9 protein-coding genes are annotated in these 12,659 nt (G+C 37.5%); 4 read left to right on the top strand and 5 right to left on the bottom strand.

Annotated elements, in window-relative coordinates:
- Positions 1-10 precede the first annotated feature (10 nt).
- From dnaE to I8T81_RS11245, 4 genes are all read right to left on the bottom strand, one after another.
- Positions 11-3,574 (bottom strand): DNA polymerase III subunit alpha, encoded by a 3,564-nt coding sequence (dnaE, locus tag I8T81_RS11260; protein ID WP_198071189.1) that lies wholly within the window; start codon positions 3,572-3,574, stop codon positions 11-13.
- A 213-nt stretch (positions 3,575-3,787) separates the two neighbouring features.
- Positions 3,788-4,855, bottom strand: a complete 1,068-nt coding sequence (locus I8T81_RS11255) for a type II asparaginase (protein ID WP_049065923.1) — start codon at positions 4,853-4,855, stop codon at positions 3,788-3,790.
- Positions 4,856-5,539: 684 nt separating this feature from the next.
- A complete protein-coding gene (locus I8T81_RS11250; protein WP_198071188.1) occupies positions 5,540-6,847 on the bottom strand; it encodes a dicarboxylate/amino acid:cation symporter in 1,308 nt (435 codons plus the stop codon).
- Between the two features lie 466 nt (positions 6,848-7,313).
- A complete protein-coding gene (locus tag I8T81_RS11245; protein ID WP_198071187.1) occupies positions 7,314-8,744 on the bottom strand; it encodes a pyridoxal phosphate-dependent aminotransferase in 1,431 nt (476 codons plus the stop codon).
- A 240-nt stretch (positions 8,745-8,984) separates the two neighbouring features.
- On the opposite strand from I8T81_RS11245, the gene msrB reads away from it, so the two are divergent.
- The 4 genes from msrB (at position 8,985) to I8T81_RS11225 (ending at position 11,428) form a co-directional block, all read left to right on the top strand.
- Positions 8,985-9,404, top strand: coding sequence for a peptide-methionine (R)-S-oxide reductase MsrB (gene msrB / locus I8T81_RS11240; RefSeq protein WP_004702186.1), 420 nt, complete (start codon positions 8,985-8,987; stop codon positions 9,402-9,404).
- Positions 9,401-9,886 carry a glutathione peroxidase gene (locus I8T81_RS11235; RefSeq protein WP_004702185.1) on the top strand — a complete coding sequence of 162 codons (486 nt, stop codon included), beginning with the start codon at positions 9,401-9,403 and terminating at the stop codon, positions 9,884-9,886. Before msrB ends, I8T81_RS11235 begins: the two co-directional genes overlap by 4 nt.
- Entirely contained in the window at positions 9,886-10,731 is an 846-nt protein-coding gene (locus I8T81_RS11230) for an AraC family transcriptional regulator (RefSeq protein WP_198072771.1), read from the top strand. Before I8T81_RS11235 ends, I8T81_RS11230 begins: the two co-directional genes overlap by 1 nt.
- Positions 10,732-10,795: 64 nt before the next feature.
- Entirely contained in the window at positions 10,796-11,428 is a 633-nt protein-coding gene (locus I8T81_RS11225; RefSeq protein WP_198071186.1) for a LysE family translocator, read from the top strand.
- A gap of 60 nt (positions 11,429-11,488) precedes the next feature.
- On the opposite strand, the gene dapC is transcribed toward I8T81_RS11225, so the two are convergent.
- Complete coding sequence (gene dapC, locus I8T81_RS11220) at positions 11,489-12,658, bottom strand: succinyldiaminopimelate transaminase (protein ID WP_198072770.1); 1,170 nt, start codon at positions 12,656-12,658, stop codon at positions 11,489-11,491.
- Position 12,659: the final 1 nt, after the last annotated feature.

Here is a 12,659-nt window from a genome sequence, read left to right as displayed (position 1 = left end):
TTTCCAGAAATTACGAATATTGAGAAACTTCGCTTTGGTATGAATCCAATGCATCATCAATAGTCATGTCCACAGGAGGTGAGGCAACAGGTTGTGGACGAACAGGGTCTGCTGCTTTAGCTGCCTTAGATTTTACCTGATATTCAACATGAATATTATCTTTACCAAAGTAATCTCTTAGCTTGGCTAGAAGTTCATCTAAAGGAGCGACTTTCCATTGTGGGCCAAGTTGAAGCTCGGCCTGAGCATATGGTTGGTCAATGTGTAAATTTAGTGCAATATGCTGATGCATATCAACATTGCAATAAGGCAATAAGATATTTTGTAGATCTTTTGCCAAACTTGGTTGCATTAAATCATTGGTTAACTTGATTTGAATGCTATTGGCACGTTTTTGTCTAATTTCATTTAAGTTAAAAGCTTTGTTTAAACGGCCCATTGGACGATCAAAGCCTTCACGCTCATAAATCTCGCCTTCAAAGACAACTACATGTTCAACTTGTATGATATCTTTAAAGCGTTGGAAGCGTTCATGATTACAACTGACTTCAATACGTGCTGTACCATCGTCTAGCACAATAACTACGCGATTTGGGAAGTTGGCTACGTCCAAAACCAGACCCGCATAAACAGTTGTTACACCACGACGAGTCGCAGTAATTTCATTAAGTTTTGCTGGAATAAAGGCTTTGAGTTCTTGACGGTAAACATCAATAGGGTGACCTGTTAAATACAAACCAAGCGTATCTTTTTCACCTTTAAGACGAACTTCATCACTCCATGGTTTAACTGGCTTAGCGGGTTTACGCTGAACTTCTTCAACTTCACCAAATAAGTCCATAATCCCGCTTTCACGATTACTACGTGCTTGTTCGGCTGCTTGTACTGCTTCTGGCAGTTGAGCCATTAAACTAGAACGTTCAATACCTAAACAATCTAGTGCACCAGCACGGATAAGCGCTTCTAAAGTTCGTTTATTGATTTTTTTCAAATCAATACGGTGGCAGAAGTCGAATAGGTCTGTATAAGGCCCTTGTTGACGGCGTGAGTCAATAACAGACTGCATTGCCTGTTCACCAACACCTTTAATTGCACCTAAACCATAAACGATGGTTTTATCATCACTGGCATGGAAATGATAAGTCGACATGTTAACTGACGGAGGTAGAACTTCGAGTCCATTATTTCGACAGTCATCAATCAAAAATACGACGCTGTCAGTGTTCTGCATTTCTGATGACATTACCGCTGCCATAAATTCGGCAGGGTAATGAGCTTTTAACCATGCGGTATGGTATGCAACAAGGGCATAAGCAGCCGCGTGTGATTTGTTGAAACCATAGCCCGCGAACTTTTCCATATAGTCAAAGATATGGTTGGCGGTGCTTTCATCAATACCTTTTTGTCCAGCACCTTCAAGGAAGATTTGGCGTTGTTTCACCATTTCTTCAGGTTTCTTTTTACCCATTGCACGGCGAAGTAAGTCAGCGCCACCGAGCGTATAACCCGCACAAATCTGTGCAGTTTGCATTACCTGTTCCTGATAAACCATAATCCCGTAGGTTGGCTCTAATACGCCTTCAAGCAAAGGATGAAGATATTCAAAATCCCCACCATGCATACGATGAATAAAGTCAGGAATCAGGTCCATTGGGCCCGGACGATACAAAGATACGAACGCAATAATTTCTTCGAATTTGCTTGGACGTGCCTCTTTAAGCATTCGTTTCATGCCGACGGATTCAAACTGGAATACCGCTGTTGTATTTGCATCGGCAAACACAGAATATGCTTTAGCGTCGTCGAGTGGGACGTGAGATATGTTTAGAGGGTCATTGCTATCGCGATTTTTATTAATATTTTGAATAGCATCTTCAATAACGGTTAAGTTACGTAAACCCAAGAAGTCAAATTTTACCAGACCAGCGGCTTCTACATCGTCTTTATCGTATTGTGCAACACGGCTGGTTCCGTCTTCATCACATAGTACAGCCGAGAAATCGGTAATCTTACCGGGTGCAATAACAACACCACCGGCATGTTTACCAGTATTTCGAGTGATACCTTCAAGTTTTAATGCCATTTCCCAGATTTCACTGGCATCATCATTATCTGGGTTAGATGGGTTAGTGACGATATCTTTAAGCTGAGGTTCCATCTCAATAGCGGTTGCCAAATCTACACCAAGTGGCTTAGTCGGCACCATTTTTGAAATACGATCAGCTAACCCGTAAGATTTACCTAAAACACGTGCAACGTCACGAATCGCACCTTTTGCAGCCATTGTACCGAAAGTTGCAATTTGCGAAACTGCTTCACGACCATAGGTACGTGATACATAGTCGATAACACGGTCACGACCAGCAATACAGAAATCGACGTCAAAGTCGGGCATCGATACACGTTCTGGGTTTAAGAAACGTTCGAAAAGCAAGTCATAACGAAGTGGGTCAAGGTCAGTAATTTTTAAGCTATAGGCTACTAATGAACCTGCACCTGAACCACGGCCAGGACCAACAGGAACGCCATTATTTTTAGCCCACTGGATAAAGTCCATTACGATCAAGAAGTAACCAGGGAATCCCATCTTAAGGATAATTCCAACTTCATAATCAATTCGTTCATCATAAGGTTTACGAATTTCTGGCCAGTCTTCACCACGTTTTTCAACAGGATACAGGTAATCTAAGCGTTCTTCTAAACCTACTTTTGACAAATGCTCAAAGTAAGTGTCGATGGTAAATCCATCTGGAATTGGGTAATCAGGTAAAAAGTAGGTACCAAGTTGTAGGCTAACATTACAGCGTTTTGCAATATTGTAGGTGTTTTCGATAGCACTTGGGATATCAGAAAACAATTCGATCATTTCATCGGAGGTTTTAAAATGCTGTTCAGGACTATATAAGCGTGGACGACGATCATCTGCTAATACATAACCATCAGCAATACAAACACGTGCTTCATGTGCCTCAAAATCTTCTTTTTCTACAAAGTGCACATCATTATGCGCTACTACACCAACATTATATTTGGCAGCAAGTTTTGCTGCTTCTTGAATAAAGTCTTCTTCACCAGCACGATCCGTACGTGTTAAAGCGAGATAAACACGATTACCAAACTTTTCAATCCACTCTTCAAGTAAAGGTTCAGCTTTTTGTGGGTTAGATGAGCAAAGCATTTGACCAACATCACTGTGTTGACCTAGCAGAACAATAATATCTTGATGCTGTTCAAGTACCCATTCTTTTTGTACACAAGGGATACTAAGTTGTTGACCTTCAATAAAACCGCGTGAAACGATTTCGGTCAGGCTTTTCCAGCCAACATTACTCATTGCAAGTAAAGTTACACGATGCTGAGCATCATTAAGACGTATGGTACTACCTAAAATAGGTTTAATACCTTTTTTAAGGCAAGAGTTATAAAACTTTACGGCAGCGTGAAGGTTAGATAAGTCTGTAAGAGCCAGTGCAGGCATTTCATCCTTTACAGCAGCCTTGACCAAGTCGGGTATGCGAACAATCGACTCTGTAATCGAAAATTCTGTATAAATACCGAGATGAACAAACTGCATAAACCAATCCTTAATACGACCGCAGCATAGTTTAGCATGCAAAGTTCAAAGGAAATGCTTAATATTTTGGCAAACTGTTTAGGATTTTAGTATTTAAGCAAATGTTTAGAATATTAAAATGAAAGATTGATCAAAGATTTTAGTTATTTTATCGAGTGAAAATACAAGAAAACAAAAGAACCAGCCCAAACGGATTTGGACTGGTTGAAAAACTTAGTACTGCCAGAACATACGTTGAATTTCTTTAGCATCATTCGTCTTAGTAAGAGCTAAAGCTGCAAGAAGACGTGCTTTTTGTGGGTTTAAGTCATGAGCAGCTACCCAACCATATTTATCGTCAGGTTGTTCAGCATTACGTAATACGAAACCTTGTGGTACACGTGATGAACGGATAATTTGAATACCGTCTTTATCATGAAGTTTTTGTAAAGTTGGAACGATATAGTTCGCAACAGAACCGTTACCTGTACCCGCATGGATAATCGCTTTAGCGCCAGCTTTTGCATATGCTTCATAAGCATCAGGAAGCATAGAGTCTGAACCGTAAACGATTTGTACCATTGGAAGTGCATCACCTTTAATATTTTCAATATTAAATTCTGAAGCATTTGTAAAACGTTTAACAGACTGTCTGAACCAGTATGGTTTACCTTCAACTAATGTACCTAAAGCGCCCCATTGGCTAACAAAAGCATTTGTATGAATGTTAATGCCTTTAGTTACATCACGTGCAGCAAAAATAGAGTCGTTCATAAGAACCATAACGCCTTTATTTTTTGCTTCGTCAGAAGCTGCTAAAGCAACTGCGCTATAAAGGTTAAGTGGTCCATCTGCTGAAAGTGCAGTTGAAGGACGCATTGAACCAACAACAACGATTGGTTTGTCAGTATGAACAACAAGATTTAAGAAAAATGCTGTTTCTTCTAAAGTATCTGTACCATGAGTAATTACGACACCATTCACAGATGGCTTCTTAACAAGTTCATTTACTTGACGAGCAATTTGTAATAATTCCTTGTCAGTAATACTTTCAGAAGCGATCTGTAATGCTTGAATACCGCTTACATTTGCCAAATCTTTGATTTGTGGTACTGCATTGATTAGAGCATCAACTGGAACTTTTGCTGCTGTGTAAGTTGCACTATTTGCTGAGCTTGCACCAGCACCAGCGATTGTACCGCCAGTAGCAACGACAACAACATTGTTTTTTGCGTAAAGTGGGAGAGAGCAGGCCAATAAGCCCATAGCTAAACCGAAAGATTTAACAGTTTTAGTCAACATCGAAAATATCCTTATGAAGTGACGAAGTAGAAGTTTGCCGAATACGCCTGCTTGTCCTAAGCAAAATACATACCATATAAAACATATTCGTAACTTGTCTGAATAAAAAGCATCCCTGAATATCATTTTGTTTCGACAACAATCATTTAGTCATTGCTTTTATTCAGTGCTAATAAATATCATGAAAAAAATAAAAAATCTATTAAGTTTTTCTAATTTATCTCTATTTTTTTAATTTTTATATAAAGAATACAAATGAAATTTTTGATGATATAAAAATAAGAAATAATAGAATAACTCAAAGACTTATTTAACAAATGATAATTTTATGTTGTTGTTTTTTATTGACAACTTTAATTGTTTTAATGGTATTGAAAGTTATATAGGCAAACTCAATAATAAATTCAGTTGTTTAATGAAAATAATGAATTTAAAAGTGAACTAAAAAATAAGCATTTGATCTGTGTTTTTTTTAAAATAAAAGTTGATTGATTGGTTTATATTCTGTTTTTAAGGTTTGCTCTTAATAAATTTAATAGTGATTGGAATCTAATTTTTCTACCTTTATTTAATATGAAAATACCCGTGAGTTTCTACTGTTAAATTTTAGAGCAAAAAAAAGAGCAATTTTATAAGGTCATATAAAATTGCTCTGAAATTGGGAGAGTGGGAGAAAATATAGACTTAAGCAGTCGTTTGTTCTTGAGTCGATTTAATTAATACTGTCTCTGGTAATTCTTCAGTATCAGCTACTTTTTCACCTTCAAGTTTAGCCACTACAGCTGTTGCAATACTATTACCGACTACATTTGTTGCAGTACGGCCCATATCAAGGAATTGGTCAATTCCGAGCAGTAATAAAATGCCGGCTTCAGGTAAATGGAACATGGTGAGTGTTGCAGAAATTACGACAATAGAAGCTCTTGAAACACCAGCAATACCTTTACTTGTCACCATAAGAGTCAACAAAATCAAGATTTGTTGAGTAAAGCTAAGGTCAATATGGTAGGCCTGTGCAATAAAGAGTACTGCAAAGGTGGTGTACATCATTGAACCATCTAGGTTAAATGAATAACCCAAAGGTAAAACGAAGCTTGTCACTTTCTTTGGTACACCAAATTTATTTAGGGCATCCATAACTTTTGGATAAGCTGATTCGCTCGAAGCTGTAGCAAAAGCAAGGGTTACAGGTTCACGAATTAATTTGCCTAAACGGAAGATATCCTTTTTGAGTACGATCGCACCTACCGAGAATAAAATAACCCAGAGTAATAAAAGGCCGAAGTAGAACTCTGCAATTAAAATACCGTAGTCAACAATTAAGCCTAAGCCTTGTACAGTAATTGCAGATGCAATTGCTGCAAAAACTGCGACAGGTGCAAATTTCATGACGTAATCAGTGATACGGAACATGATTTTGCTAAGTTCTTCGGTCAAGCGAATAATAACCGAGTCTTGTTCTTTGCCTTGATTAACAAAAGCTAAAGATGAACCAAAGAAAATCGCAAAAACAAGTACTTGTAAAATGTCATTATTAGCCATCGCCTCAGCAATACTGCGCGGGAATACGTGGCTTATAAATGACTGTAGTGTAAAGCCAGTAGTCGCTGGGAGAGAAGCGCTACTGAGTTCTTGAGCTGTCGGTAATACTAAATTTAGTGCTGCGCCAGGTTGGAAAAAATTGGCTAAGCCCATACCGATGGCTAGTGAGACAAAGGAAGCAGTAATGAACCAAGTCATTGACTTGAGTGTAATGCTACCAATTGAAGTTGATTTACCCATTGAAACAATGCCAGAAACAATTGTGGCAAATACCAATGGAGCAATAATCATTTTGATAAGACGTAAAAATATATCTGTGATGATATTAAAATAAGAAGCGATTTGCTTCAGTTGATCACCTTCATTAAAGAAGTGGTGACAGATCCAACCCGTCAATACTCCGAATAAAATGGCAACCACAATATACTTGAGCAATTTCTTTTGCTTCATATGAACCTCTATCCTTTGGGTTCAATCATCTTTTAGATGGGCTAGAGATGATTGAAAAGCTTTCCTTGTAAGTTCAGTTCGATCCTTTAACTGATTTCATCTTCCTAAATCTGCATCAGTGTTAACCGAATCGAATATGATGATGTTGTTATGGAAAGGGATTGTTGCTCTATTTTGAAACAGTGTGAAATGCAAAAAAATATCAACTCATGCATTTTTTGCATAATAGCTAAAATGGAAAATGAGGAAAATTATAATAATTTAATCGAATGGTAAAAAATATAAGTTTATTTTCAATTGGAAAACAATATAAATTAAATTTATTAAAAATTAATGAAAATCAAAATATTGTGTCGGTTTTTAATAATATTTAAATTAGGTCTTATGTATTTTTAAATATATGTATGGATCATATAAAAATCAAAAAGGCATCTAATTTAAGATGCCTTTTTGATTATGCATTTTTTTAACGGCGATTGGCTAAGAAACGACCTAAACGACCAATTGCTTCACGTAATTCATTTTCTGCTGGTAAGAAAACAACACGGAAATGGTCTGGAGTTGGCCAGTTAAAGCCTGTTCCTTGCACTAAAAGTACTTTTTCGGCACGAAGTAAATCTAACATTAACTTTTCATCGTCTTCGATTGGGTAAGTATTAGAATCAAGTCGTGGGAAGCAATACATTGCACCTTCTGGTTTAACACAGCTTACACCTGGGATTTCATTTAACATTTCCCAAGCGATATTGCGCTGTTCATAGAGGCGGCCACCCGGACGGATTAAGTCATTAATAGACTGATAACCACCAAGCGCCGTTTGGATTGCATATTGGGCTTGTACGTTTGCGCATAGACGCATAGAAGCCAACATATCTAAGCCTTCAATATAGTCTGCCGCACGGCTTTTATCGCCCGTAATTGCCATCCATCCTGAACGGAAACCCGCAATACGATAAGCTTTTGATAAACCATTGAATGAAATACATAGCTGATCGCCAGCTAAAGAGGCAACTGAAACGTGCTCAATTCCGTCATAAACAATTTTGTCGTAAATTTCGTCAGCAAATAAAATCAAATCGTATTTCTTGGCAAGAGCCACAATTTGTTCAAGCACGTGACGTGGATATACTGAACCAGTTGGATTATTTGGGTTAATAATCACAATACCACGTGTATTTGAAGTAATTTTACTTTCAATGTCAGCAATATCTGGATACCAGCTATTTTCTTCATCACATTTATAGTGAATGGCAGTACCACCCGAAAGATTAACGGCTGCTGTCCAAAGCGGATAATCTGGCATTGGAATTAGCATTTCATCGCCATCATCAAGTAAGCCTTGCATCGCCATTACAATGAGTTCAGATACGCCGTTACCAATATACACGTCATTTACGTGCATATTTAGGATACCTTTTTGTTGGTAGTACTGACAGATCGCTTTACGTGCTGGAAAGATACCTTTCGAATCAACATAGCCAATTGCATTTGGTAGGTTTAAAGCAACGTCATTAATAATTTCTTGTGGTGCTTCAAAACCAAATGGAGCAGGGTTGCCGATATTTAGCTTAATGATTTTATGTCCTTGCTCTTCCATTTCATTGGCGGCTCGTAATACAGGTCCGCGAATGTCATAGCAAACATGCTCAAGCTTCGATGATTTCTTAATTTCCCGAGAAGTTGGCATGGATTGGAGAGTAGCAGTATTTTTAGACATAGCTGGATTCACTTTTGCATATCGGTATAAATAACTTTTAAATGTTTTAACTGTTACCAAATTTAGATCATGTTGATCTTTTAGTAATTCAACAATTTTTTCATGGGTAAAACCCGATTGCTGATACTGTTTGATAACTGGTAATAGTTGCTGGAAAAGCACACTTTTTTTCTGAGACATGTTTTGTCCTATACAACCGTGCCAAACAAGAATAGCACCATCTTTGCTTCCTTGGAAGGAAATAAAACATAATTTTGCTTACTTTTGTTTTTGTAATTTGCTTACTTTTTGCTTACTGTTACTTAGATGATTAAATTCCAACAAATTTTACGTTCAGAGACTAGTGTTTTTTTGACGAATGGCGTAAATATAAAACACGATTATCAATTTATGTTTACATCAGAATAAAAGGTGCATGTCATGGGAAAAGTTAATAAAACAGACCGGGAATGGCAAAGAGAGTTATCACCAGAAGAATATCGGATAACACGACAAAAGGGCACTGAACCAGCTTTTACGGGGCAATACTGGAACACTAAGCAACATGGTACCTATGTTTGTCGTTGCTGTGGAGCTGAATTGTTCTCGTCAGATGCAAAATATGATAGTGGTTGCGGTTGGCCAAGTTTCTTTCGTCCAGTGAATGGAACAGTAATTGAAGAACATGAAGATTTAACGCATGGTATGGTCAGAACAGAAATTGTTTGTCATGATTGCGAAGCTCATCTTGGGCATGTTTTTGAAGATGGACCACAGCCGACAGGTTTGCGCTATTGTGTGAACTCGGCATCATTACAACTTAAAACACAAGAAAAAAATGACGAGGAAACTTATCCATGAGTAACATTTATCAGTTTGAAGCTGAATTGTTAGAAGGTGATATTAAGCAATTTGCTGATTACAAAGGTAAAGTTTTATTAATTGTAAATACCGCCAGTAAATGTGGTTTTACTCCACAGTTTGCTGGTCTCGAAAAACTTTATGAAAAATATAAAGATCAGGGTTTAGAAGTTTTAGGTTTTCCCTGCAACCAGTTTGGTGGGCAAGATCCAGGAAATAATAAAGAGATTGGGGCTTTCTGCCAGCGAAACTATGGGGTTAAGTTCCCTATGTTTGCGAAAGTCGATGTAAAAGGGCCTGAAGCGCATGTAATTTTTAGATATTTAACACGTGAAGCTAAAGGGATTTTAGGCAGTAGTACGATTAAATGGAACTTTACCAAGTTTCTGGTCGGTAAAGATGGTTCAGTTTTGAATCGTTATGCACCTACGACTAAACCTGAAGCTTTAGAAGCTGATATTGAAAAAGCATTAGCAGGCTAATTAATTTAATGAATGCTATTCCTCAAACTTTCGAGTTTTGGCAAGATCGGCGAATGCCTTATGTTGAAACTCGAAAGTCGTGTCGTAGCCGGACATGTTATAAGTCTCATAGCCATCCAACATTTTCAATTGGTGCGGTAGACGAGGGGAATAGCATTTTTCAAAGTTCTTTTGGCACTGCTCAAGAGATATCGGCGGGTACTTTAGTTATTGTACCTGCCCATATTGAACATTCTTGTAACCCTAAGCCAAATGAGGCTTGGAGTTATCAAATGCTGCATCTGGATATAATGTGGTTAAGTCAGTTGTATTCTGAATTTCAACAGCAAGGCTTTGATTTGCATCTACCTCAACATAAGCCTCTCATCATAAGGGATGAAACTTTCTATAAAGCTTTTACTGAAATGAATGATGCGCTTTTTGATGAACAAAAGCTAATTCTTGAAAAGGAACAATCACTTCTTGATTATCTTATGGGCTTGTTGTTGCCACATTTTATTTTAGAAGAAATACAAAAACCGCAGTACTTATATAAAGATTTTCTAGATTTAGTTGAGGCCGTTACTTCTTCTGAGAGTTTTATTTCCCTTGAAGAACTTGCACAGCAGGTTGGCCTGAGTCGTTATGCAATCATTCGGCTATTTAAAGCAAATGTCGGTCTAACTCCACATGCATTTCAAATTAATTTAAAGATTAACCAAGCTCGGGAACTCCTTAAACAGGGGATTTCACTCGTAGAGCTGGCTCTTAATTTAGGCTTTAGTGATCAAAGTCATTTTCATAAAGCATTTAAAGCCCATACTGGAGTTACTCCTCGACAGTTTCAACTTGCAGTCGCGCAATAATTTACAAGAAATAATAAGTTCGTATTTTTAAGATTTTCCATACTGTTTTATATATGAAGCTGTTATGGATGTTTTTTTAGTTATTGCATTTACTCATTTTTTAGCACTGTTATCACCGGGACCAGATTTCTTTCTTATTCTCACGAGCCTTTTGCAAAAAGGACGCCATTATACTTATGGGGTTATTTTAGGAATCACTTTAGGGAATGCATTAATTTTAGCCGCGTGTTTGTTTGGTTTTATGTTACTTGGAGATTTGAGTAGTGGCCTCCTTACACTTTTTAAATGGCTTGGTGCGGCTTATCTGGCATATTTGAGTTTTCTTTGCTTTAACGCTGCTAGATCAAGTGATTTATCATTCTCGACTGAAGAAAACAATTTAATTGATCAAGCCAATATTAAGCAGAACAAAATTAAAAGTTTAATATTAGGTGTGCAGTCTAGTCTTCTAAATCCAAAAAATATTATGTTTTATAGTAGCTTGATGCTGCTTATTCAATATAAGTTCAGCTTAATTCAAAAACTGCTCATGAGTACATGGATGGTTGGTGTTGTTCTTGTTTGGAATATTTTGCTGGTTGGATTGCTTGCTCAGGGGCGGGTTTTAGACAAAATCAAGCGTTCTGCGACAGGTTTATACTATTGTTCTAGTATTGCTTTTATTATTTTTGCTGTGCTTTTAATTACATATAAATAGTGTATAGCCCAGTTGTATAGTCTTAATCGTTAAAAGACTATACAACTGGTAAGAAGATACTTAAAGAATCGCTTTTAAGCGTTTAACTACTTCTTCACATTGTGCTAAATCTGCCACTAAAGCCATACGTACATGGTTAGCTCCTGGGTTGCCTTGCTCAGTATCACGAGATAAATAGCGACCCGGTAAAACTTTAATGTGTGCTTTTTCCATCAGCATTTTGGCAAAAGTTTCATCATTATCTACTTTTAACCAGTAGTAAAAACCAGCATCCGGTTTTTGTAATGGCAATAAATGGCCTAGCTCAGATTGGAATAAGTCAAATTTTGCACGATACTGCTTACGGTTTTCTTCAACATGGTCTTCATCATTCCAAGCTGCAATTGAAGCAAGCTGGTGTTGTACTGGCATTGCCGCACCGTGATAGGTACGATATTGCAAATATGGTTTTAATAAATCAGCATCACCAGCTACAAAACCTGAACGTAGACCCGGTAAGTTAGAACGCTTTGAAAGTGAGTGGAATACGATACAGTTTTTGTAGTCATCTCGTCCAAGTTCAGCACAAACTTCTAATAAACCTGTAGGTGCTTGGTCGAACCAAAGTTCTGAATAGCATTCATCAGAAGCAATTACAAAATTATATTGATCTGATAAAGCAATCAGCTTTTTAAATTGCTCTTTAGAAAGCACTGTACCTGTTGGATTACCCGGAGTACATACAAAAAGAAGGGCTGTCTTTTCCCACACTTCGGCTGGCACAGCATCAAAATCGCCTAAGTAACCGTTTTCTTCTGTGCAATTAATGAAATATGGCTTTGCACCTGCAAGTAACGCTGCACCTTCATAAATTTGATAAAATGGGTTAGGCATTACCACATATGGTGCATCTTCACGATTAATCAAAGCTTGAACAAAAGAGAAAATCCCTTCGCGCGTACCAGATACTGGTAAAATGTGGTTTTCAGCACTAATGCTGTTAAGTTTAAAACGCTGAGTTAACCAGTTTGCAATGCTTTGGCGAAGTTCAGGTAAACTTTTGCTGTTTGGATAAGTTGATAGATGGTTGAAGTTATCAATAATAGCCTGTTTAACAAACTCTGGTGCTGGGTGCTTAGGTTCACCAATTGATAGAGGAATCAATGGGAGATTAGCAGGAGTAGTATCCTTAAAAAGCTGGTTTAACTTTTCAAACGGATACGGATGTAATAACGACAAGCTAGAGTTCATT

The organism is Acinetobacter seifertii, from assembly GCF_016064815.1.
Taxonomy (GTDB): Bacteria; Pseudomonadota; Gammaproteobacteria; order Pseudomonadales; family Moraxellaceae; genus Acinetobacter; species Acinetobacter seifertii.
This window is presented reverse-complemented; position numbering and strand designations above follow the sequence as displayed.

Coding starts and splice junctions, on each gene's coding strand:
- I8T81_RS11245 (WP_198071187.1), bottom strand. CDS start 8,744: ATGTCTCAGAAAAAAAGTGTGCTTTTCCAGCAACTATTACCAGTTATC.
- I8T81_RS11225 (WP_198071186.1), top strand. CDS start 10,796: ATGGATGTTTTTTTAGTTATTGCATTTACTCATTTTTTAGCACTGTTA.
- dapC (WP_198072770.1), bottom strand. CDS start 12,658: ATGAACTCTAGCTTGTCGTTATTACATCCGTATCCGTTTGAAAAGTTA.
- msrB (WP_004702186.1), top strand. CDS start 8,985: ATGGGAAAAGTTAATAAAACAGACCGGGAATGGCAAAGAGAGTTATCA.
- I8T81_RS11235 (WP_004702185.1), top strand. CDS start 9,401: ATGAGTAACATTTATCAGTTTGAAGCTGAATTGTTAGAAGGTGATATT.
- I8T81_RS11255 (WP_049065923.1), bottom strand. CDS start 4,855: ATGTTGACTAAAACTGTTAAATCTTTCGGTTTAGCTATGGGCTTATTG.
- I8T81_RS11250 (WP_198071188.1), bottom strand. CDS start 6,847: ATGAAGCAAAAGAAATTGCTCAAGTATATTGTGGTTGCCATTTTATTC.
- dnaE (WP_198071189.1), bottom strand. CDS start 3,574: ATGCAGTTTGTTCATCTCGGTATTTATACAGAATTTTCGATTACAGAG.